Origin of the sequence: Pseudoxanthomonas sp. UC19_8 (assembly GCF_042700505.1) — a bacterium.
GTDB lineage: Bacteria > Pseudomonadota > Gammaproteobacteria > Xanthomonadales > Xanthomonadaceae > Pseudoxanthomonas_A > Pseudoxanthomonas_A winnipegensis.
Genome location: NZ_CP170559.1, coordinates 186,389 through 206,885, shown reverse-complemented (window position 1 = coordinate 206,885; position 20,497 = coordinate 186,389). Strand labels below are relative to the sequence as shown.

Genomic DNA, 20,497 nt, shown 5'->3' with positions numbered 1-20,497 from the left:
AATGAAAATCCTCGTCATCGGCTCCGGCGGCCGCGAACACGCCCTGGCCTGGAAGCTGGCCCAGTCCGCCCGTGTCAGTGAGGTGCTGGTCGCGCCGGGCAATGCCGGCACCGCGACCGAGCGCGGCTGCCGCAACGTGCCGGTCAAGGTCACCGACATCGAAGGGCTGCTCAAGCTCGCGCAGGACGAAGGCGTGGCGCTGACCGTGGTCGGGCCGGAAGTGCCGCTGGTGCTCGGCGTGGTCGATGCGTTTCGCGCCGCGGGTCTGCGCATCTTCGGGCCGAGCGCGGCCGCCGCGCAGTTGGAAGGCAGCAAGGCCTTCGCCAAGGACTTTCTCGCCCGCCACGGCATCCCGACCGCGTTCTACCAGGTGCATACCGACGTGGACGCGGCGCTGGCTTATGTGCGCGACAAGGGCGCGCCGATCGTGATCAAGGCCGACGGCCTGGCCGCGGGCAAGGGTGTGATCGTGGCGATGACGCTGGAGGAGGCCGAGGCCGCCGTGCGCGACATGCTCAGCGGCAACGCCTTCGGGCAGGCCGGCGCGCGCGTGGTGATCGAGGAGTTCCTCGACGGCGAGGAGGCCAGCTTCATCTCGATGGTCGACGGGCGCACCGCGCTGCCGATGGCCACCAGCCAGGACCACAAGCGCGTGGGCGACGGCGACACCGGCCCCAACACCGGCGGCATGGGCGCCTACTCGCCCGCGCCGGTGGTGACGCCGCAGGTGCACGAGCGCGTGATGCGCGAGGTGGTCGAGCCGACCGTGGCCGGCATGATCGCCGACGGCGTGCCGTTCACCGGTTTCCTCTATGCCGGGCTGATGATCGACGCCAGCGGCGCGCCGAAAGTGATCGAGTTCAACGTGCGCTTCGGCGACCCGGAGACCCAGCCGGTGATGCTTCGTCTGCAGTCCGACCTGGTGGAGCTGGTCGAGGCCGCGATCGACGGCCGCCTCGACGAGGTCCAGGCGCAGTGGGACCCGCGGCCCTCGCTGGGCGTGGTGATCGCCGCCCGCCGGTACCCGGACACGCCGGTCACCGGCGAGGTCATCGAAGGCCTGGACGCGGTGCCGGCCAGCGCCAAGGTCTTCCACGCCGGCACCGCGCTGGACGCCGACGGCCGCGTGGTCAGCGCCGGCGGCCGCGTGCTGTGCGTGGCCGCGCTGGGTGAGCGCGTCGCGCAGGCGCAGGCCAACGCCTATGCCGGCGTGGACAAAGTCGGCTTCGAGCACGCCTTCCACCGCCGCGACATCGGCTGGCGCGCGATCGCGCGCGAGCAGGACTGAGCGCCGGCGTCTTCAGCGCGATGCGTTGAACGAAACGCGCCCTGCCGGGCGCGTTTCTTTTTGCGGCTCGCCAGCGCCGGCTCAATGGGCATGCGCCGATCTGGCGGCTGCGCATCGATCACCTGATCGACAAGCCCGCCGGCTCCTGCGTGCATCGGCGTGCCCCGCGCCCGCCCGCTGAGTCCGTGTCTGGACTCGAACGGACGCGGGATGCCGCTAGGCCCACGCGCGCCGGCCACGTTGCGTTGCATCGGCTTGCGGCACACTGGCGTCTCGTCCGTCCCGGTGCGCCTGCTCCCTTCGCATGTCCTCGTCCTTCGAATCCCGCCTCGGCCGCCTCTGGGCCCACGAGAAAGCCAGCTACGGGCTGCGGGTGTTCATCGCGCTGTCGGTGGCCATGGGCCTGTGCTGGTACCACGACCGGCTGCTGTGGATCCCGCCGCTGTTCCTGGGGATCATCGCCAGCGCCCTGGCCGAGACCGACGACAACTGGCTGGGCCGGACCAAGTCGGTGCTGCTGTCGCTGCTGTGCTTCGTGCTGGCCGCCAGCGCGGTCAAGCTGCTGTTCCCGCATCCGCTGCTGTTCGTGATCAGCCTGGCGCTGGCGACCTTCGCCCTGACCCTGCTCGGTGCGCTGGGCGAGCGCTATGCCTCCATCGCCACCGGCACGGTCAGCCTGTCGATCTACGCGATGATCGGCATGGACCATGGCATCAACCCCGCGCCGGCGCACACCGCGGCCAGCTGGCAGGGCACCGGGCTGCTGCTGCTCGGCGCGGCCTGGTACGGGCTGCTGTCGATCCTGTGGACGGTGCTGTTCGCCAACCGCCCGGTGCGCGAGCGGCTGGCGCGGCTGTTCTGGGAGCTGGGCCGCTTCCTGCGCCTGAAGGCCGACCTGTTCGAGCCGGTGCGCGAGGTCGACGTCAACGCGCGCCGGCTGGCGCTGGCCCAGCAGAACGCGCGCGTGGTCGAGGCGCTCAACGGCGCCAAGACCGCGATCCTGGCGCGCTTCGGACGCTCGGGCCGGCCCGGCGTGCAGTCGGGCCTGTACTTCCGCCTGTACTACATGGCGCAGGACTTCCACGAGCGCGCCAGCTCCTCGCACTACCCCTACGAGGCGCTGACCGAGGCCTTCTTCCACAGCGACGTGCTGTACCGCTGCCAGCGCCTGCTGGCGCTGCAGGGCAAGGCCTGCGCCGCGCTGGGCGTGGCGATCCGCATGCGCACGCCGTTCGAGTACGGTGAGCAGACGCGCATCGCCACGGCGGACCTGCGCGAGTCGCTGGCCTTCCTGCGCGACCAGCACAACCCGCGCTGGAACCGCCTGCTCGGCTCGCTGGAACTGCTGGGCACCAACCTGCAGACCATCGAGCGGCGGCTGTCGGAAACCGCCCTGTCCGACACCACCAGCGAAGGCATCGACACGCGCCTGCGCGACGCCTCGCCGCATACGCTGCGCGAGATGGGCGCGCGCCTGGTGGCGCAGCTGACGCCCAAGTCGCTGCTGTTCCGCCACGGGCTGCGCATGGCCATCGCGCTGGCCGTGGGCTACGGGGTGATGCGCGCGATCCATCCCGACCACGGCTTCTGGATCCTGCTGACCACCGCCTTCGTCTGCCGGCCCAGCTACGGCGCCACGCGCCTGCGGCTGGTGCAGCGCATCGCCGGCACGCTGGTCGGCTTGGGCGCCACCTGGGCGCTGATGCAGCTGTTCCCCGGCACCGAGCTGCAGCTGCTGATCGCGCTGGCCGGCGCGCTGGTGTTCTTCGTCACCCGCACCGACCGCTACATGATCGCCACCGCGGCGATCACGGTCATGGCGCTGCTGTGCTTCAACCTGCTGGGCGACGGCTTCCTGCTGATCTGGCCGCGCCTGCTGGATACGGTGATCGGCTGCGCGATCGCCGCGGCGGCCTCGTTCCTGATCCTGCCCGACTGGCAGGGCCGGCGCCTGCACCTGGTGATGGCCGCGGTGGTGCAGGCCTGCACCCGCTACCTGGACGAGGTACTGGCGCAGTACCGCGGCCGCGGCAACGACGATCTGGCCTATCGCATCGCCCGGCGCGACATGCACAACGCCGACGCGGCGCTGTCGGCGGCGCTGGCCAACATGGTGCGCGAGCCGGGCTATCTGCGCCGCAACCTGGATGCGGGCTTCCGCTTCCTGGCGCTGTCCAACACGCTGCTGGGCTATCTCTCCGCGCTGGGCGCGCACCGCGCCACGCTGCCACCGCACGCCGACGACGCGCTCATCGACCAGGCCGGTCAGCGCCTGCACGACGCGCTGAGCCAGGCGGCGAGCGCGCTATCCGCGCGTCAGCCGCCGCCGGCCGACCTGGACGCCGGCGTGGCCGAGCTGGCCGACACGCTCGAACAGATGCCCGAGGACATCGAGGACAAGCAGCGCCTGCTGCGCACCCAGCTGGCCCTGATCCTGCGCTTGCTGCCCAAGCTGCGCGCCGCCGCCGACGAGGTGATCCGCGGCCCGGTGTCCGAGCCCAGCACATCCGGCGCCAGCGCGGCGCCAGCCTGAGAGCAACCGCTCCCCATCCCTCCCTTCGCTTCGCGAAAGGGGACGGGGCAGAGCTTGGTGGGAACCGCCATGGCGGCTCCCACAAGAGCGCTTCAGCGATAAAGCGCGCTCGACCTTACCGCGCCACCCTGCAGCGCACACATCCCGAATCCCCAATCCCGAATCCCCGCTCCACCCCAATCCCCGCTTCCCCAACCCCACCACGATGGCCTAGGCTGCGCCCCAGCTCTCGCACGGAATCGCGCATGTCCTCGGGCCACAACCAGTTCGCGCTGCTCAAGCAGCGCCGGTTCCTGCCGTTCTTCGCCGTCCAGTGCTTCGGCGCCTTCAACGACAACGTGTACCGGCAGGCCATCATCGGCCTGCTGTTCTACCTGGGCATCGACGCCCAGCAGCGCACGCTGTACACCAATCTGGCGCCGGCGCTGTTCATCCTGCCGTACTTCCTGTTCTCCTCCATCGCCGGGCAGATCGCCGAGAAGCTGGAGAAGCAGCGGCTGATCGTGATCACCACCACGATGGAGATCTGCATCATGACGCTGGCCGCGGTCGGCTTCCTGACGCAGAACCTGCCCGTGCTGCTGGTGGCGCTGTTCTGCACCGGCACGCAGTCCACGCTGTTCGGCCCGGTCAAGTATTCGATCCTGCCCTCGGTGCTCAAGCCCGAGGAGCTCACCGGCGGCAATGGCCTGGTCGAGATGGGCACCTCGCTGTCGATCCTGGTGGGCATGATCTTCGGCGGGCTGATCTTCCAGATCGCCGGCACGCATGGGCCGGTGACCGCGGCCACGGCGGTGATCGTGTTCGCGGTGGCCGGCAACCTGGTCGCGCGCAAGGTGCCGCGCGTGGAAGCCGGCGCGCCGGACCTCAAGCTCAACTGGAACCTGCTGGGCGAATCGCTGACCATCATGCGTCTGGCGCGCAAGCAGCTGGCGGTGCGCAACGCGATCCTGGGCGTGTCCTGGTTCTGGTTCATCGGCACGGTGCTGACCGCGCAACTGCCGACCTATGCCGAGGTCAACCTGGGCGGCACGCCCTCGCTGTACATCTTCGCCCTGGCGCTGTTCTCCATCGGCACCGGCACCGGCTCGCTGCTGTGCGAGAAGCTTTCCGGCCGCGTGGTGGAGATCGGCCTGGTGCCGCTGGGCGCGTTCGGCATCACCGCCTTCATGCTCGACCTGTACTTCGCCCGGCCGGGCGCGGCCACGCAGAGCGGGCTGAGCGTGATGCAGTTCCTGCAGGCGCACGGCGGCTGGCGCATCTGCATGGACCTGGTCGGCATCGGCCTGTTCACCGGCTTCTTCGTGGTGCCGCTGTTCGCGCTGATCCAGAGCCGCACGCCGCGCAGCGAGCTCTCGCGCGTGATCGCCGGGGTCAACATCCAGAACTCGCTGTTCATCGTCATCGCCGCGGTCCTGGGCGTGGCGGTGCAGCGCTTCCTGGGCTGGTCGATCCCGCAGGTGTTCCTGGCCCTGGCCATCGCCAACGCCGTGGTGGCGATCTGGATCTTCTCGATCGTGCCCGAGTTCCTGATGCGCTTCCTGAGCTGGGTGATGGTGCGCGCGCTGTACCGCCTGCGCCTGCACGGCATCGAGCGCCACCTGCCCGACGAGGGCCCGGCGCTGATCGTGTGCAACCACGTCAGCTACATGGACGCGCTGATCCTCTCGGCCGCGATCCCGCGCCCGGTGCGCTTCGTCATGTACTACAAGATCTTCAACATCCCGGTGATGCGCTGGATCTTCCGCAACGCCAAGGCGATCCCGATCGCCGGCGCGCGCGAGAACCCCGCGCTGATGCAGGAGGCCTTCGAACAGATCGATGCGGCGCTGGCCGACGGCCAGCTGGTGGGCATCTTCCCCGAGGGCGCGCTGACCAAGGACGGGCAGATGGCCGCGTTCAAGTCCGGCGTGGAGAAGATCCTCGAACGCCGCCCGGTGCCGGTGGTGCCAATGGCGCTGCGCGGCATGTGGACCAGCATGTGGTCGCATCGCGACTCGCGCCTGCACCGCATGCGCCTGCCGCGCCGCTTCCGTGCGCATATCGAAGTGGTCGCCGGCGCACCGATGCCCGCCGACAGCAGCGCCGAGCAGCTCGAAGCCCGCGTACGCGCACTGCGCGGCGATGCGGCCTGAAGCACAGCGGGTTCGCAGGATCACAACGCTGGACTAGACTCCAGCCACCAACCCTTGGGGAGATGAGTAGATGAGCACGATTCCGCCGCCGCCCGGCCCGCCGACGCCGCCGTCCGATCCGCCGCCGTATACGCCGCCGCCCTACACCCCGCCGCCGCAGGCCGCCGCGCCGGGCCCGGTGCCCAATCACCTGGTGTGGGCGATCCTGGCCACGGTCTTCAGCCTGTGCCTGTGCTGCGGCATCCCGGGCCTGATCACCGGCATCGTGGCGATCGTGTTCGCCGCCAAGGTCAACAGCCTGCTGGCCGCGGGCGACTTCGCCGGTGCCCAGCGCGCCTCGCAGACGGCCAAGACCTGGTGCATCGTGACCACGGTGTTCGCCGCGATCGGCATCGTGCTGATGATCTACAACTTCGCCAGCGGCCATGCGATGGCCAACTACGAGCTGATGATGCAGCAGATCCGGGCGCAGGCCGGCCAGTGATCGCACTGACGCGCCCGCGCGTCCTCCTGTTGGCGGCGACCGTTCCATTGGTCGCCGCCGGCGCGCTGGTACTGCGGGTGGTCGATCCCAACCAGCCGGGCAATCTGCTGCCTCGCTGTGTCTTCCACGGCCTCACCGGGCTGTGGTGTCCGGGCTGCGGCATGACCCGCGCGCTGCACGCCCTGCTGCAGGGCGATCTGCCCACCGCCCTGCACATGAATCCGCTGGGCATGCTGATGTTGCCGCTGCTGCCGATGATGCTGTTCTGGTCGTGGGGCTGGCAGCCGCGCGTACTGCGGCCGCTCATGCGCTGGGCGATGGATCCGCGGGTGTGGCTGGTGGTGATTCCCGCCTATTGGCTGCTGCGCAATCTGCCGTGGTTTCCCTTCACGCTGCTGGCGCCGCCGGCTTGAGTGCTGGCACGGGCTGAGCGCTGACATTGCCTGAGGTCAGCGCGAGCAAGCGCTCACCCCGTTCGGATGCCTGCGCCGTTCGCGGAAATCCTTCTTCTCGTCATCCCCGCGAACGCGGGGATCCAGGGGACGTTCGTCCAGACCGCACCACGTCCATGGGCTCCCGCTTTCGCGGGAGCGACGGTTTTTTGTGATCTACCTTAAGCCGGCACGCGGAATCGAGCTGGCCAACGTGTCGCAGCAGCCGGGCGTTCGCTGAAGCGCGGCATGCCGCGCAAGCCATCGCGCTTCGATTATCCGCCCGCACCGCCGTCCATGGCGCGGCTTGGCTGCCTTGCGGATCGTCCGGCCCGGCCATCCCTGGCCGGGCGTTCGCTGAAGCGCGGCGTGCCGCGCAAGCCATCGCACTTCGATTAGCCACCGCACCGCCGTCCATGGCGCGGCTTGGCTGCCTTACGGGTTGTCCGGCCCGGCCATCCCTGGCCGGGCGTTCGCTGAAGCGCGGCATGCCGCGCTTCAGCTCACCCACCCCGCGATCACCAGCAAGGCCATCACCGCCAGCCACAGCAGCAGGATGCGCCAGACCAGGCTCATCGCGTCGCGCAGTTCGGGCATGTCGCGCAGCTGCGGCGGCGGTGGCACGCCGTCGTCCAGATAGTCCTGCACTTCCTCGGCGACTTCGGCGCTGACGCTGGCGCGCGCGGCCGCGCCGAGGAAGCCGGTGTCCAGCCGCCAGCGATTGCCACCTGCGCCACGCCAGGCCTGGAACACCGTGTCGAAGTTGCCCATCAGCGCCATCGACAGCGTCATCAGCTGCGCGACCGGCCAGTCCAGCAGGGTCAGCAGCCGCGCGGCGCCGGCGCGGTGCGCCTCGGGCAGGGTGTCGGCCGCCGGGCCGCGCGCGGACAGGGCGCACAGCCGGTACAGCACCGCGCCGGCGGGGCCGAGCAGCGCGAACCAGAACACCACCGAGAACCAGCGCGTCAGCGCCGCACGGAACACCGCCTCGACCAGGCCCGGCGCGTCGTCGCTGTCGGGCCCCAGCTCGGCCATCGCCAGGCGCTGCCCGGCGGCCTCCTCGGCCTCGAGCACCGCGCGCACGTCGGCATCCAGGTCGCGCGGACCCCAGGCCCAGACCAGCACCGCCACGCCGAAGACCAGACCCAGCAGGCCCAGCAACGGCGCATGCAGCCAGGCCTGCACCACGATCACCAGCAGCAGCCAGGGCGCGATCGCCAGCGCGGCGCCGGCCGGACCGGTCCACAGCCCGCTGCCGCCCAGCCGCACCTGCAGCCAGTGCAGCCAGCGCGCGTACAGATCGTGGCGCCGGTACGCGCTCACCGCATGCGGCGCCAGCTGGCCCAGCACCACCGCCACCACGACCGCTACCAGCGTGATCGACATTTCGAAGGCTCCCTTGCGTGGCGCCGATTCTAGAGCGATCGACGCCGAGCGGCTCAGGCCGTCATCTTGCGGTGCCAGTGCGCGATCAGCGCACGGGCGATGGACAGCGGCGGCGACAGGAGCAGCTCGCCCTCGCCGCGCAGCGCCGCGCCGACCTCGTCCACGCTGCACCAGCGCGCGTCCTCCAGCTCGCCGTTGACGCGCGGTTCGTCGGGCTCGGCATCGGCCTCGAAGCCCAGCATCAGGGCGCCGGGGAACGGCCACGGCTGCGAACCGAGATAGCGCGCGGCGCGCACCCGCACCTGGGTCTCTTCCAGCACCTCGCGGGCCACGGTCTGCTCCAGGCTCTCGCCCGGCTCGACGAAACCGGCGACCACCGAATAGCGCTGCGCCGGCCACGCCGCCTGGCGCCCCAGCAGCAGCCGCGTGCCGTCGCTGACGGCCACGATCACCGCCGGATCCACGCGCGGGTAGTGCTCGGCGCGGCACTGCAGGCAGCGCGCGATATAGCCGGCGCGGCGCAGTTCGAGCCGGCCGCCGCAGACGGTGCAGAACCGCGTACGCCGCTGCCAGTGCAGCAGCGCGCGCGCCTGGGCGAAGGCGGTCGAATCGGCATGCGCCCAGTCGCTGGCAGCTTGGCGCAGCTCCATCCGGCCCGGCGCCTGGAAGGCGACCACGTCGGCCGAGATGGCGAACCACGCCACCTCTCCGCGCAGCCCCAGGAATGTCGCCACGCCCGGCCCGCCGCCCAGCTGCTCGCCGGTGGGCGCCAGCAGCTCGCCGTGGCGATCGGCGTAGGCCAACCCGTCGGCGTCGATCACCAGCACCCGCGCCTGCGGCCACAGCGCGGCCAGCGCGCGCGCGTCGTCGCGCAGCGCATCGGCGCGGTCCAATGGCTCGGCCACGAACGAAAAACCGGACAAGGGTCCGGTCTGAAGAGGCAACGGCGTGCGTGCGCCGCCCGCGTCGGCCGGCATCACATGCTGAAGCTGCTGCCGCAGCCGCAGGTGGTCTTGGCGTTGGGGTTGCGGATCACGAACTGCGCGCCGGTCAGGCTCTCGGTGTAGTCCACCTCGGCGCCCATCAGATACTGCAGGCTGAGCGGATCGACCAGCAGGGTGACCTCGTCGGTGCGCACGGCCACGTCGTCCTCGGCGCGGTTTTCGTCGAACTCGAAGCCGTACTGGAACCCCGAGCAGCCGCCGCCCTCGATGTACACGCGCAGCGCCAGGTCGGCATTGCCTTCCTCGGCGATCAGCTCGCGCACCTTGGCCGCGGCGGCATGGGTGAAGTTGAGCGGACGCTCCAGCGACTGGTAGTCCGGCGCCGGGGTCGCATTGGGCAGGGAGACGAGCGTGCTCATGACGGCAAGGATGGGGCCAGGACGATGTCAGTTCAACCCGCAGGCTGGGCCGCATCGTCCTGCACGCCGGCGGCCTGCGCCCAGGTGAAGGACTGGTCCACGCGCTCGCTGTTGTCCGGCTGCAGGCGCGCGGTGACGCGCAGCGGCTTGAAGTCCGGCGGCAGCACGATCTCGCCCTCGATCTGCTGGAAATACTTGAACGAATAGGCCATCCCATCGGCCTGCGGCTGCTGGCGCAGCCGCCCCCAGTCCAGCGTCTCCAGCTTGCCCGCGCGCGTGCCCTCCACGCTCAGCTGCAGGCGGCCGCGGTTGACCGCGCCGCGGTTGAGGTTCTGGGTGAGCGTGGCGGTGAAGTGCCAGGCCTGGTCGGTCTGCGGCTGCAGCTTGAGCTCGTGCACCGCCAGGCCGCGCCGCTGCGCGGTGGCGCCGACGAAGCGCTCGTAGAAGGCCACGTCCGCGCGCAGGCCGGCGATCTGTTCCTCGCGGTCGCTCAGCGTGGCCTGCAGGTCGCGGTTGGCCTCGCGGCTGATCTGGTCCGAGCGCGAGAGCGTGGCGACCTGCTGTTCGAGGTCATGCACGCGGCCCTGCGTGGCCTGCCATTGCGCCGCCGTCGGCGCCTGTCGCGCGCCCGGGGCGAACACCGTCCACAGGCCCCAGGCACCGAAGCCCAGCGCGAGCACCAGCACGCCCAGCAGCGCATACACCGTCAGCCGCGCGCCGCGGCTGACGGGCAGCAGATGCGGGCCTTCGGACGCCGGGCGCGGCGCGCCGTTGGGCGGTTCGTTCGCAGACATGGGGCCAGCTTAGTCGGCCCGTTATGAACAGGGCCGAGGCTCGCCTGCGCGGCCTAGGCGTTGGCGGCTTCCGGCAGCGCGTCCAGCTGTGCCGGCACGGGCGCTGCGGCTTGGGCCGCCTCGCCCTCGCTCAGATGCATCAGCTGACCCACCAGCACCGCGCCGGCGCGCATCTCCACCACCTTGTAGTGGATGTTGCCGCTGACCCGCGCCCTGGGCGCCAGCTCCACGCGCTCGGTGGCGCACACGTCGCCTTCGATGCGGCCGTTGACGATCACCACCGGCACATCGACCACGCCCTCGATCAGGCCCGCCTCGCCCAGCGTCAGCGTGGCCGGCTGGCCGGGCGCGGCGAAGACCCGGCCGTGGATGCGGCCCTCCACCACCAGCCCGCCGCTGAACTGCAGATCGCCATGCAGCACGACCTGCGCGCCGATGAGGGTGTCGACGGCCTGGCCGTCGTGCCAGCTGCTCTTCTTCTTCAACATGGACGCTCCGTGGGAGGAAGGGGACTGCGGTCAGCCGCGGGCCGGGGCCCAGTCGAACGCGCGCTCGACCGGCGCCCGCCCGGGCGCCTGCAGGGTCACGCGCACGCGCTGCGGGGTGAAGCCGGCCGGCAGCACGATGCGCCCGGACAGCTCCTGGAAATAGCGGAAGGAGAACGCCTGCGGCGCGGACTCGCCGCCGGTGTGCAGCTGCGCCCAGTCCAGCGTCTCGTGGCGGCCGGCGCGCACCCCGTCCACCGCCAGCTGCATCTGCCCGGTGCTGATCGCATCGCGGTCCAGGGTCTGGGTCAGCACGATCCGGTAGCCGAAGGCCCCGTCGCCCTGGGCGGCGAACCTGGAGGAGAACACCGTCAGGTCCGTGCGCTGGGCGGTCGGGCCGGCCAGGCGTGCGTAGAAGGCCAGGTCGCTGCGCAGATCGTTGATCTGGGTCTCGCGCTGGGCCAGGGTGTCCTGCAGGTCCAGGTTGGCCGCGCGACTGATGCGGTCGGACTGCTCCAGCACCACCATCCGGCGGCGCAGCTCGGCGACCTCGCGGCTGGACTGGCGCTCGGCGGCCTCGGCGCTGGCCGCGCGCTGGCGCAGCTGGTCCAGGCCGGCCGGGCGCGTCAGCCACAGGACGGCGGCGGCGACCAGCGCCAGCGAGGCGAGCCAGCCCAGGACCAGCAGGAGCCGCCACGGCAGGCGGCGGCCCTGGCGGCCGCGGACGATGCGGTACTGCGGAATGGTGGAGTGCATGGCGGACACGGCGTTGGCAAGGAAGGCCAGCACGGTCCACGCACCGCCCCCGCGCGCCTGCACGGACGCGGCCCCGGCGGGACCTATACTGGCGATGACCCGACGGGACGCGCGCTCCCCTCCCGTCGCCCCCAGTCTAGAGCGTGTTGGCCATGACCGAAGCACATCTGTTCGTGATCGGGATCCTGCTGGCCTGGATGGCGGGCATCCGCGCCTACCTGACCGTGTTCGGCATCGGCCTGGCCGGGCTGCTGGGCTGGGTCGATCTGCCGCCGGCGCTGCAGGCCACCCAGTCGTGGTGGGTGCTGGGCACCTCCGGCGCCTTGGCGGTGGCCGAGTTCTTCGCCGACAAGATCCCCGGCGTGGATTCGGTCTGGGACCTGCTGCAGACCCTGGCGCGGGTGCCGGCCGGCGCCTTCCTGGCCGCCGCGACGCTCTCGCCCGACGGTCACCTGGGCACCGGGGCGCTGGCGGCCGGCGCCGGCGTGGCGCTAACCAGCCACCTGCTCAAGGCCGGCTCGCGCGCCCTGCTCAACACCTCGCCCGAGCCGGTCAGCAACTGGACCGCCTCGCTCGCCGAGGACGTGGTGGTGACCGGCGGCCTGGCCCTGGCGCTGGCCCATCCCTGGCTGGCGCTGTCGGTGGCGGTGGTGCTGAGCCTGACCATCGCCCTGGTGCTGGGATGGATCGCCCGCGCGGTGTGGCGACGCCTGCGACCCCGCTCATCACCCACGGCCGCATCGCGGCCGTAAGCGGGTCGAGAACCCGTTTTAACGGCAGTCCGTCGCATAATGGACATCAGTCACGCCGGAAAGCCCGATGCCCGCACCGCCGTCCCCCACGTCTTCGTCCTCTTCTTCTCCGCGCCCGCTGGTGCGCGCCGAGATGCCGCCGCCGAACTACTGGCGGCGCTGGACCGACGACGTGCCGGCCCTCTCCGCCAGCGCCGAAGCAGAGTCCGATAACGGCGCTGGCGCCGGCCTGCCCGGCGGCGCGGGCGCGCCCCCGGCCGCCGGCGCGGCGGAGGGCGAAGGCGGTCCGGCCGAATCGCCGTATCGCGTGCTGATCGTCGAGGACGACCGCCCGCAGGCGCTGTTCGCCCAGAGCGTGCTGCACGGCGCGGGCATGCTGGCCGAAGTGGAGATGGAGGCCGACAAGGTCATCGACAGCATCCAGCGCTTCGTGCCGGACCTGCTGCTGATGGACCTGCACATGCCCGGCCAGGACGGCATGTCGCTGACGATGGCCATCCGCGAGCGCCCCGAGTACCTGGACCTGCCGATCGTCTTCCTCACCGGCGATCCGGATCCGGAACGCCAGTACGACGCGCTGGACAGCGGCGCCGACGACTTCCTGAACAAGCCGATCCGCCCGCGCCACCTGATCGCCGCGGTGTCCAACCGCATCCGCCGCATGCGCCAGCGCCTGCCGGTGCAGGTGCTGACCAGCGCCGCGCCCGAGGTCAACCAGACCCCGCTGGACGTCAATCCGGAGACCGGCCTGCACACCCGCGCGTACGTCCAGCAGCAGCTGGCCTCGGCGCTGGAGGAACACGCCGACGGCGGCCTGTTCTTCATCGAGATCGCCGGCGCCCTGGGTCTGCGCGACCGTTACGGCTATGCCGCCTTCGAGCAGCTGATGTCGCAGGCCGCGCGCCAGCTGTCCGGCTTCGCCGCGCCGCATCCGCTGGCGCGCCTGAACGACAACAGCTTCCTGACCGTGGCCCGCGGCCTGCCGCGTGAGGCCTTGGAAGGCTTCGCCCGTTCGCTGCACGACCAGCTGGCCAAGGTGTCGCTGCCGGTGCGCGCCAGCGAGACCATCCAGCTGCGCGCGATCATCGGTTACTCCGAGCTGGCCCTGGGCTTCGCCGACCGCGATGCGGCGCTGGAGGCGGTCGAGCACGCCGCCGTGGCCGCGCGCAGCCAGCCCGGCCACGTCGCCGCGCACGTGCCGGCGCCCTCGGCCAGCGAACAGGCCCGCGCCTCGCTGGCCGACACCACGCTGGAACTGCTGTTCCAGCCGATCGTGTCGGTGGCCGGCGGCGACCAGGCCCAGTTCCAGGTGCTCATGCGCCTGCGCCAGGCCGACGGCACGCTGCTGCCGGCCGCCCAGGTCGTGCCGGCGGCCGAGCTGTCCGGCGACATCGTCGACCTGGACCGCCAGATCATCGCCCGCGCGCTGGACCTGATCGCCAAGCGCAAGGTCGAGGGCGCCGAGCTGCGTCTGTTCGTGTCGCAGTCGCCGCTGACCCTGAACCGCCCTGGCGCGGCCGACTGGCTGATCGGCGAGATCCGCCGCCGCGGCATCGAGCCGTCCTCGCTGGTGATGGACCTGCGCCTGTCCGACGCGCTGATCCACACCGTGGCGCTGCGCGATTTCTGCCAGGCCCCGATGCAGGCCGGCGTGCAGTTCTGCCTGAGCCAGTTCGAGCCCGGCACCGATGCCGAGGCGCTGCTCTCGCTGTTGCCGCTGAGCTATCTGCGCGTCTCCAGCCGTTTCGCCGGCGCGCACAAGGACGCCGCGCTGCGCGGCCAGCTGCGCGCCACCATCGACCTGGCGCACCGCCAGAACCTGCTGGTGATCGGCCAGCAGATCGAGGACCCGCAGGCCGCCGCGGCCATGTGGATGGGTGGCGTCGACTTCATCCAGGGCAACCCTGGTGCAGGGCGTCGGCGAGGACCTGGGCTTCGACTTCCATAACGCGGTGCTGTAGTGGTCGCCGCGCCAGGACGTGCTGCACTGATGTCCTGGCTGGCCGCTGCCGCGGCCATGCTGCTGCTGGTCTCGCTGTGGCTGGACCTGTCCATGGTGCCCGGCCCGTGGCTGCTGGTGGCTTTTTCCTCGGGCATGGCCGCCCTGCTGGCCACCGTGGCCACGCTGGTGCTGCTGCATGCGGTCGCGCGCCACATCGAGGCCGCCGACGCGCGCGCGGCCATCGCCGAGTCCGAGCGCCAGATGGCCCAGCGCGAGGTCGAGCGCCTGGGCCGCGTCGAGGGTGAGCTGATCAAGGCCAAGCAGGCGGCCGAATCGGCGGTGCTGGCCAAGGGCGAGTTCCTGGCCACGATGAGCCACGAGATCCGCACCCCGCTCAACGGCATCGTGCCGATGCTCGAACTGCTCTCGCGCTCGGCCCTGGCGCCGGACCAGCGCCAGCTGCTGCTGACCGCCACCGCTTCCTCGCAGACCCTGCTGCGCATCGTCGACGACATCCTGGACTACTCCAAGCTGGAGGCGAACAAGCTCGAGCTGGAGAACACCGCCTTCAACCTGCGCGAGGTGCTCGAGCAGGTCATGCAGCTGATGCAGCGCCCGGCCGAGAGCCGCGGCCTGCGCCTGGGCCTGCAGCTGGACCCGACCGTGCGCCTGTCGGTGCGCGGCGATCCGCTGCGCCTGCGCCAGGTGCTGACCAACCTGATCGGCAACGCCATCAAATTCACCGAGCGCGGCTCGGTGACGCTGGTCGCCCGGCGCCTGGGCGAGACCGGCGCCCAGCACCTGCTGCGCTTCGAGGTCCGCGACACCGGCATCGGCATCGACCCCGAAGCGCAGGCACGGCTGTTCAGTCCCTTCAGCCAGGCCGATGCGTCGACCACCCGCATCTTCGGCGGCACCGGCCTGGGGCTGGCCATCTGCAAGCGCATCGTCGGCTTGATGGGCGGGCGCATCGCGGTGGTGTCCGAGCTGGGGCGCGGGTCGACGTTCTGGTTCGAGATCCCGCTGCTCAAGGCGCTGGGCGACCTGCCCGCGCCGGCGCGCCCGGCGCAGGCGCGCGTGCTGCTGGTCAGCGCCGACGGCCGGCTGCGCTCGCGCCTGTCCAACCTGGTGCCGCAGTGGAACGCCTCCCTGCAGTGCGTGGAGACCGTGCAGGAGGCGCTGGAACGGCTGCGCGCCAACACCGCGGGCTTCCACACCGTGGTGGCCGATCTCAGCCCGAGCATGCGCAGCAGCGCCCGCGCCCTGCACCGCGTGATCGGCCGCCTCGCCCAGGAGACCGGCACCCAGCTGGTCTGGCTCTACGGCGACGAGCCGGTGCCCGAGGAGCTGCGCGTCGGCGCGACCTCGCTGCCGCGCCTGGCGCATGAATCGGACCTGCGCGCGCTGCTGAGCACCATCCCCAAGCCCCCCACTGCACCGGCCAACGCGCCGGTCCATGTCGAGCAGCCGCTGCCCCTGCCCGAACCGGAGCCGTTCGCCGGCGCCGGACCCGCCGCCGACGCTTCGCAGCCCATCGCCGTGGACGGCCGCCGCGTGCTGCTGGTCGAGGACAACCCGGTCAATCTGGCGGTGGCCGAGAAGATGCTCGAGTCGCTGGGCTTCCGCGCCGACCACGCCCACAACGGCGTGATGGCGCTGGAGAAGATGGAGCGCACCCGCTACCCGCTGGTGCTGATGGACTGCCAGATGCCGCTGCTGGACGGCTATACCGCCACGCGCCGCTGGCGCGAGCGCGAGGCCGAGCGCGGCCAGCCGCGCCTGCCGATCGTGGCCATGACCGCCAACGCCATGGCCGGCGACCGCCAGCGCTGCCTGGACGCCGGCATGGACGACTACCTGTCCAAGCCGGTCTCGCGCGCGCTGCTGGAGGAATGCCTGGTGCGCTGGCTGCCGCCGGTCGGCGAAGCCTCGGATTCGGACACCCCGAGCAGCGAGCCCAGTGTGGGCGCGCGCTCCGCGGTCCCAGTGTCAGAGGGCGACCCCGTGTCCGCCGCGCCTCCGTCGCCCGCGCCGCCGCCCAGCGCGCCTGCGCTGGGCATCCCGGTCGCGCTGGACACCGCGCTGCTGGACGAACTCGTCGAGTTCACCGGCCCGGACACCGGCCGCATCATCCAGGTCTTCCTCGAGGACGCGCCGCGGCTGATCGCCGAGCTGGAGGCCGCCTCGGCCGCGCCCGACCTGGAAGCCATGCGCGCGGCGGCGCATTCGCTCAAGTCCTCCAGCGCCAATCTCGGCGCGCTGGCACTGTCGGCCGCGGCCAAGCGGATCGAACTGGGCGCGCGCGAGGCGCGCCTGGAGCGCCCGGCCGTGGCGGTGGCGTTGGTGATCGCCGAGTTCGCGCGCGCCCGGGTGGCGCTGCAGGACTATCTGGCGCGCCTGGAGGGCGCGCCGGCCGCGGCTCAGTCGTCGAGCTTGGTCAACAGATAGTTGGGCTCGCCGATCCGGCCGATCAGGTCCAGCTGGGTTTCCAGCCAGTCCACGTGCTCTTCCTCCGAATCGAGGATGTCCACCAGCAGCTGGCGGCTGACGTAATCGCCCACCGTCTCGCAGTAGGCCACGCCCTCGCGCAGTACCGGCAGCGCCTCCAGCTCCAGCGCCAGATCGCACTCCAGCATCTCGCGCGGGTTCTCGCCTACTCGCAGTTTGCCCAGCGCCTGGAAGTTCGGCAGGCCTTCGAGGAACAGGATGCGGTCGGCCAGCTTGTCCGCATGCTTCATCTCGTCGATGGATTCCTTGTACTCGTACTCGGCCAGTTCCTTCAGGCCCCAGTGCTTGAGCATCTTGGCGTGCAGGAAGTACTGGTTGATCGCGGTCAGCTCGTTGTAGAGGACCTTGTTGAGGAACTCGATGACCTTGGCGTCGCCCTTCATCGTCATATCCATGCGCAGAGAATCGACGCGCAGGATAGCGGCCGGCACGGGACCGTGAGGAAACGCGAATCGTGATCAGTCCCGCGCGCTGCGCGGGCGGTGCGCCCCTAGGCCGCGTTGGCCAGGGCGGCGCCCAGCAGCGGCAGCGGGAAATCCACGCTGGCGTGGTGCGCATCGAGCAGGTCGGCGGCCATGTCCAGGCAGCTGCCGCAGGTGCTGCCGGCGCCGGTGCGCATGGTCAGTTCGGACACGGTCCTGCAGCCGTTGGCGGCAGCTTCGCGGATCTGGTGGTCGGTGACCCCGTTGCAGATGCAGACGTACACGGCGATGGCGGGACGGCGGCGGGCCGGACCGGCCCGATGCCATTCAATCGCGGATGCGAATGATTGTCAATTTGCAGGCGTGCCCGGGCCTGAACCCTCGCGCCGCCGGCCGGCCCGGGCGCGCGGACGCTGAGAACTGCGCGCCTGGCCTTCGCCCGGCCGCCGCTCCTGGCGCTGCTGCGGCACGGCCTGCGCGCCGGCCACGACCCGCGCCATCGGCGCCAGATGCCCCAGCGCCCGTGCGTACACGCCGCGCTTGAACATCACCACGTGCTCCATCGGGTACCAGAAGTCGACCCAGCGCCAGTGGTCGAACTCGGGCGTATCGGTCACGTCCAGGCGCACGTGGCGCTCTTCGCCGACCAGGCGCAGCAGGAACCAGACCTGCTTCTGGCCGATGCAGACATGCCGCTCGTTGCGGCGCACCGCGCGCGGCGGCAGCCGGTAGCGCAGCCAGCCGGGCGTGGCGCCGAGGATCTCGACGTGTTCGGGCAGCAGCCCGGTCTCCTCGCGCAGTTCGCGGTACATGGCTTCCACCGGCGTCTCGTCGGTGTTCATCCCGCCCTGCGGGAACTGCCAGCCGTCGCGGCGCACGCGGCGCGCCCAGAAGACCTTGCCTTCCGGATGCATGAGCACGATGCCGACGTTGGGTCGGTAACCGTCCGGATCGATCACGACGCGGACTCCTGAAAATCTACTGGGTCCGAATGTGCCACGCCCCGGCCGCTGCCTCAACCCGCCGCGCATCGATTGACAAGCCGCGGGCCGATGCCCAGAATTGCCGGTTCTTCGCGCGGCTATGTAGCTCAGCCGGTTAGAGCACAGCACTCATAATGCTGGGGTCGGTGGTTCGAGTCCACCCATAGCCACCAGATTTCCCTTGTGGAATCAGCGCGTTAGGAAGAACCCGCCCATCGGCGGGTTTTTTGTTTGGCGACGCCGATGCGAGGGGGACAACCTGCTTCGGCAAGGTCGCCTCCGCATCGAAGATCAGGGCCGCGCTCGATGGCTTCGCCAGAGCCTCCAGGCCTGTCGCGCCCTGCGTCCGCGGCTCAAGCCTGCGCTTTCTGCTGCTGATCGAACCGCGCGCTGGCGGCGTCGAGTTCGCTGCCATGTTCGAGCGCCCAGGCGCATAACGCCTCGAACGGTTCGCGCAAGGCGTGTCCCTGGGGCGTGATCGCATATTCGACGCCGACGGGCGAGGTCGGCAGCACGGTTCTTGTCACCAGCCCGTTGCGTTCCAGGCGCTTCAACGCGTCGGCCAGCGCCTTGTGGGTGATGCCATCGAGTCGACGCTTGATTTCGTTGAAGCGCGAGGGCTTTGGGCAGATCACGATCAGGATCAGGATCAGGATCGTCCACTTGTCCGCGATCTTGTCGAGCACGGGCCGGATCTGCGCCATCTGGGACAGCACCCTGCAGGACTGCGCGGCCAGTTCGGTATCGCCATGTATATCTACGCTACTCATGGTGCGTTCTTGATACCAGATTTACTACGTATACCTTAGCGCGCATCTCTTCCTGGGCAAGGCATGCGTGATGAATCGGATGGCGAACAAGGTCGCATTGGTCGTGGGCGGCGCGAAGGGCATCGGCTTGGCCATCGCGACGCGTCTGGCGGCGGAGGGGGCCAAGGTGTTCATCACAGGCCGCGCGCGGGATCAGGTGGAGGCCGCCGTCTCCGTCATCGGCCATGACGCCCAGGGGCTGGTCGCCGATGCAAGCACGCGTGAGGACCTGGATCGTGCGATCGCTGCGGTGCGGGAGCGCTGTGGGTCTCTGGACGCGCTGGTGCTGAATGCCGGTATCAGCGAGCCCGCGGCGCTGGGCGATGTCACCCAGGATCACTTCGATCGACACTTCGCGGTCAATGTGAGAGGCGCGCTGTATGGCCTGCAGGCCGCCGTCGACACGCTGCGATCGGGTGCGGCAGTGGTCCTGGTGGGCTCGGTCGCCAGTTCGCTCGGCATCGCCAACTACGGCACCTATGCGGCGACCAAGGCGGCGCTGCGTTCCTATGCGCGGACCTGGGCGGCCGAGCTCGCGCCGCGCGGCATCCGCATCAACGTCGTGGCGCCGGGCCCCACGGACACCGAGATGATGGCGCGCGTGCCGGACGAGGTGCGCGCGTCGATCGTCGCGCCCATTCTGCTGGGGCGGATGGCCAAGCCGGAGGAAGTGGCTTCGGCGGCGCTGTTCCTGCTCAGCGATGAGGCGAGCTTCATCACCGGCGTGGAACTGTTCGTGGACGGGGGCATGGGACAGGTCTAGGTCGAAGACTTGGCCGGCGCGTAGGATCCGCTTTCCCCACCGTGGGCGCAGGGCGGTGCGGTTCGGAACTGTCCGCGTCTCGCAACACGCCAAGTGTTAGCTGCGACCTGCCCAAGCGTCACACACCGCGTTATCGGCTCTTTCTCACCGTCGGTGCCAGGCGCGGATCACGCCGGCGCTGGAGTGGCAACAGACCGAGCCCGATCGATGCGCCCGAGCTGTGGGTTTCGCTTGTCAGTTCGGAACGCGCCTGCCGGACCACCTCGAGATAGTCGTCGTAGGCCACTAGGAACTCGCGCCAGCGCTTCACGTACTGACGCTTCTCGGCGGACTCCAGCGCAGCGAGCGAATAGCGCAGCTTCTCCAGGTAACGGTGCACGCATCCGGCGACTTGCCGCACGTCTTCCCGCGTGTCGGACCCTCCGGCTTCATAGAGTCCTACCACGACGTCGATGCCCTCGCGCGCCGCCGCTTCCACCGCGCAGGCAGCGTGACGTACCAGGACGCGTCTTGCCAGTTCGATCATGGGGGCGTGCTCCAGGATGGGACGAGCCCATGCTGCTGATCGGACGAGGCAGGCACCTTGATCCAGATCAACCCGCGGCGTTCAGTAATTCGTATTTCAATCGCTTCTCCAGCGGCCTTCTTTGATTTGAATCAATG

Annotated in this window: 19 protein-coding genes, 1 tRNA gene and 1 pseudogene; 10 read left to right on the top strand and 11 right to left on the bottom strand. The window is 70.4% G+C overall.

Annotated features, from left to right (window positions below):
• Position 1: 1 nt before the first annotated feature.
• The 5 genes from purD to ACFJIT_RS00900 all read left to right on the top strand — a co-directional run bounded on the left by purD (position 2) and on the right by ACFJIT_RS00900 (position 6,853).
• A complete protein-coding gene (gene purD / locus ACFJIT_RS00920) occupies positions 2-1,288 on the top strand; it encodes a phosphoribosylamine--glycine ligase (protein ID WP_379654720.1) in 1,287 nt (428 codons plus the stop codon).
• Between the two features lie 304 nt (positions 1,289-1,592).
• Positions 1,593-3,821, top strand: coding sequence for a YccS family putative transporter (gene yccS / locus ACFJIT_RS00915; protein WP_379654719.1), 2,229 nt, complete (start codon positions 1,593-1,595; stop codon positions 3,819-3,821).
• Positions 3,822-4,066: 245 nt separating this feature from the next.
• On the top strand, positions 4,067-5,956 hold the full coding sequence (locus tag ACFJIT_RS00910; RefSeq protein ID WP_379654718.1) for an MFS transporter: 1,890 nt from the start codon (positions 4,067-4,069) through the stop codon (positions 5,954-5,956).
• A 70-nt stretch (positions 5,957-6,026) separates the two neighbouring features.
• Positions 6,027-6,440 carry a CD225/dispanin family protein gene (locus tag ACFJIT_RS00905; RefSeq protein ID WP_130516549.1) on the top strand — a complete coding sequence of 138 codons (414 nt, stop codon included), beginning with the start codon at positions 6,027-6,029 and terminating at the stop codon, positions 6,438-6,440.
• A complete protein-coding gene (locus ACFJIT_RS00900; protein ID WP_379654717.1) occupies positions 6,437-6,853 on the top strand; it encodes a DUF2752 domain-containing protein in 417 nt (138 codons plus the stop codon). Before ACFJIT_RS00905 ends, ACFJIT_RS00900 begins: the two co-directional genes overlap by 4 nt.
• 516 nt (positions 6,854-7,369) lie before the next feature.
• On the opposite strand, the gene ACFJIT_RS00895 is transcribed toward ACFJIT_RS00900, so the two are convergent.
• From ACFJIT_RS00895 to ACFJIT_RS00870, 6 genes are read right to left on the bottom strand one after another with little or no spacing between them, the layout of a single operon-like run.
• Entirely contained in the window at positions 7,370-8,257 is an 888-nt protein-coding gene (locus ACFJIT_RS00895; RefSeq protein WP_379654716.1) for a hypothetical protein, read from the bottom strand.
• A gap of 53 nt (positions 8,258-8,310) precedes the next feature.
• The gene (nudC, locus tag ACFJIT_RS00890) at positions 8,311-9,234 is read right to left on the bottom strand and encodes an NAD(+) diphosphatase (RefSeq protein ID WP_379654715.1); all 924 of its coding nucleotides are present in this window, start codon (positions 9,232-9,234) and stop codon (positions 8,311-8,313) included.
• Positions 9,234-9,620: an iron-sulfur cluster insertion protein ErpA gene (gene erpA, locus ACFJIT_RS00885; RefSeq protein ID WP_130516543.1), complete on the bottom strand. Its 387-nt coding sequence runs from the start codon at positions 9,618-9,620 to the stop codon at positions 9,234-9,236. Before erpA ends, nudC begins: the two co-directional genes overlap by 1 nt.
• A gap of 32 nt (positions 9,621-9,652) precedes the next feature.
• Complete coding sequence (locus ACFJIT_RS00880) at positions 9,653-10,414, bottom strand: DUF6776 family protein (protein ID WP_379654714.1); 762 nt, start codon at positions 10,412-10,414, stop codon at positions 9,653-9,655.
• A gap of 53 nt (positions 10,415-10,467) precedes the next feature.
• Positions 10,468-10,902: a polymer-forming cytoskeletal protein gene (locus ACFJIT_RS00875; protein WP_379654713.1), complete on the bottom strand. Its 435-nt coding sequence runs from the start codon at positions 10,900-10,902 to the stop codon at positions 10,468-10,470.
• A gap of 30 nt (positions 10,903-10,932) precedes the next feature.
• Entirely contained in the window at positions 10,933-11,655 is a 723-nt protein-coding gene (locus tag ACFJIT_RS00870; protein WP_130516539.1) for a DUF6776 family protein, read from the bottom strand.
• A gap of 152 nt (positions 11,656-11,807) precedes the next feature.
• Here ACFJIT_RS00870 and ACFJIT_RS00865 point away from each other — a divergent pair, with 152 nt between their 5' ends.
• The 3 genes and pseudogenes from ACFJIT_RS00865 (at position 11,808) to ACFJIT_RS00855 (ending at position 16,797) form a co-directional block, all read left to right on the top strand.
• A complete protein-coding gene (locus ACFJIT_RS00865) occupies positions 11,808-12,407 on the top strand; it encodes a DUF4126 domain-containing protein (protein WP_379654712.1) in 600 nt (199 codons plus the stop codon).
• 67 nt (positions 12,408-12,474) lie between these two features.
• Positions 12,475-14,368 (top strand): annotated as a pseudogene (locus ACFJIT_RS00860) (EAL domain-containing protein).
• Positions 14,369-14,397: 29 nt separating this feature from the next.
• Positions 14,398-16,797 (top strand): ATP-binding protein, encoded by a 2,400-nt coding sequence (locus ACFJIT_RS00855; protein WP_379654711.1) that lies wholly within the window; start codon positions 14,398-14,400, stop codon positions 16,795-16,797.
• Here the strand turns inward: ACFJIT_RS00855 and bfr are convergent.
• The 3 genes from bfr to ACFJIT_RS00840 all read right to left on the bottom strand — a co-directional run bounded on the left by bfr (position 16,770) and on the right by ACFJIT_RS00840 (position 18,238).
• Positions 16,770-17,240, bottom strand: a complete 471-nt coding sequence (gene bfr / locus ACFJIT_RS00850) for a bacterioferritin (protein ID WP_130528693.1) — start codon at positions 17,238-17,240, stop codon at positions 16,770-16,772. The genes ACFJIT_RS00855 and bfr overlap by 28 nt on opposite strands.
• Positions 17,241-17,347: 107 nt before the next feature.
• On the bottom strand, positions 17,348-17,563 hold the full coding sequence (locus ACFJIT_RS00845; protein WP_379654710.1) for a bacterioferritin-associated ferredoxin: 216 nt from the start codon (positions 17,561-17,563) through the stop codon (positions 17,348-17,350).
• A gap of 66 nt (positions 17,564-17,629) precedes the next feature.
• The gene (locus tag ACFJIT_RS00840; RefSeq protein WP_130516528.1) at positions 17,630-18,238 is read right to left on the bottom strand and encodes an RNA pyrophosphohydrolase; all 609 of its coding nucleotides are present in this window, start codon (positions 18,236-18,238) and stop codon (positions 17,630-17,632) included.
• Positions 18,239-18,358: 120 nt separating this feature from the next.
• On the opposite strand from ACFJIT_RS00840, the gene ACFJIT_RS00835 reads away from it, so the two are divergent.
• Positions 18,359-18,435: transfer RNA gene (locus tag ACFJIT_RS00835), tRNA-Met, on the top strand.
• Positions 18,436-18,615: 180 nt separating this feature from the next.
• Here ACFJIT_RS00835 and ACFJIT_RS00830 read toward each other — a convergent pair.
• Entirely contained in the window at positions 18,616-19,032 is a 417-nt protein-coding gene (locus tag ACFJIT_RS00830) for a winged helix-turn-helix transcriptional regulator (protein ID WP_379654709.1), read from the bottom strand.
• Between the two features lie 79 nt (positions 19,033-19,111).
• Here ACFJIT_RS00830 and ACFJIT_RS00825 point away from each other — a divergent pair, with 79 nt between their 5' ends.
• On the top strand, positions 19,112-19,834 hold the full coding sequence (locus tag ACFJIT_RS00825; RefSeq protein ID WP_379654708.1) for an SDR family NAD(P)-dependent oxidoreductase: 723 nt from the start codon (positions 19,112-19,114) through the stop codon (positions 19,832-19,834).
• A 130-nt stretch (positions 19,835-19,964) separates the two neighbouring features.
• On the opposite strand, the gene ACFJIT_RS00820 is transcribed toward ACFJIT_RS00825, so the two are convergent.
• The gene (locus ACFJIT_RS00820) at positions 19,965-20,360 is read right to left on the bottom strand and encodes a hypothetical protein (protein ID WP_379654707.1); all 396 of its coding nucleotides are present in this window, start codon (positions 20,358-20,360) and stop codon (positions 19,965-19,967) included.
• Positions 20,361-20,497 lie beyond the last annotated feature (137 nt).

Coding starts and splice junctions, on each gene's coding strand:
- purD (WP_379654720.1), top strand. CDS start 2: ATGAAAATCCTCGTCATCGGCTCCGGCGGCCGCGAACACGCCCTGGCC.
- yccS (WP_379654719.1), top strand. CDS start 1,593: ATGTCCTCGTCCTTCGAATCCCGCCTCGGCCGCCTCTGGGCCCACGAG.
- ACFJIT_RS00910 (WP_379654718.1), top strand. CDS start 4,067: ATGTCCTCGGGCCACAACCAGTTCGCGCTGCTCAAGCAGCGCCGGTTC.
- ACFJIT_RS00905 (WP_130516549.1), top strand. CDS start 6,027: ATGAGCACGATTCCGCCGCCGCCCGGCCCGCCGACGCCGCCGTCCGAT.
- ACFJIT_RS00895 (WP_379654716.1), bottom strand. CDS start 8,257: ATGTCGATCACGCTGGTAGCGGTCGTGGTGGCGGTGGTGCTGGGCCAG.
- nudC (WP_379654715.1), bottom strand. CDS start 9,234: ATGCCGGCCGACGCGGGCGGCGCACGCACGCCGTTGCCTCTTCAGACC.
- erpA (WP_130516543.1), bottom strand. CDS start 9,620: ATGAGCACGCTCGTCTCCCTGCCCAATGCGACCCCGGCGCCGGACTAC.
- ACFJIT_RS00880 (WP_379654714.1), bottom strand. CDS start 10,414: ATGTCTGCGAACGAACCGCCCAACGGCGCGCCGCGCCCGGCGTCCGAA.
- ACFJIT_RS00875 (WP_379654713.1), bottom strand. CDS start 10,902: ATGTTGAAGAAGAAGAGCAGCTGGCACGACGGCCAGGCCGTCGACACC.
- ACFJIT_RS00870 (WP_130516539.1), bottom strand. CDS start 11,655: ATGCACTCCACCATTCCGCAGTACCGCATCGTCCGCGGCCGCCAGGGC.
- ACFJIT_RS00865 (WP_379654712.1), top strand. CDS start 11,808: ATGACCGAAGCACATCTGTTCGTGATCGGGATCCTGCTGGCCTGGATG.
- ACFJIT_RS00855 (WP_379654711.1), top strand. CDS start 14,398: ATGTCCTGGCTGGCCGCTGCCGCGGCCATGCTGCTGCTGGTCTCGCTG.
- bfr (WP_130528693.1), bottom strand. CDS start 17,240: ATGAAGGGCGACGCCAAGGTCATCGAGTTCCTCAACAAGGTCCTCTAC.
- ACFJIT_RS00830 (WP_379654709.1), bottom strand. CDS start 19,032: ATGAGTAGCGTAGATATACATGGCGATACCGAACTGGCCGCGCAGTCC.
- ACFJIT_RS00825 (WP_379654708.1), top strand. CDS start 19,112: ATGGCGAACAAGGTCGCATTGGTCGTGGGCGGCGCGAAGGGCATCGGC.
- ACFJIT_RS00820 (WP_379654707.1), bottom strand. CDS start 20,360: ATGATCGAACTGGCAAGACGCGTCCTGGTACGTCACGCTGCCTGCGCG.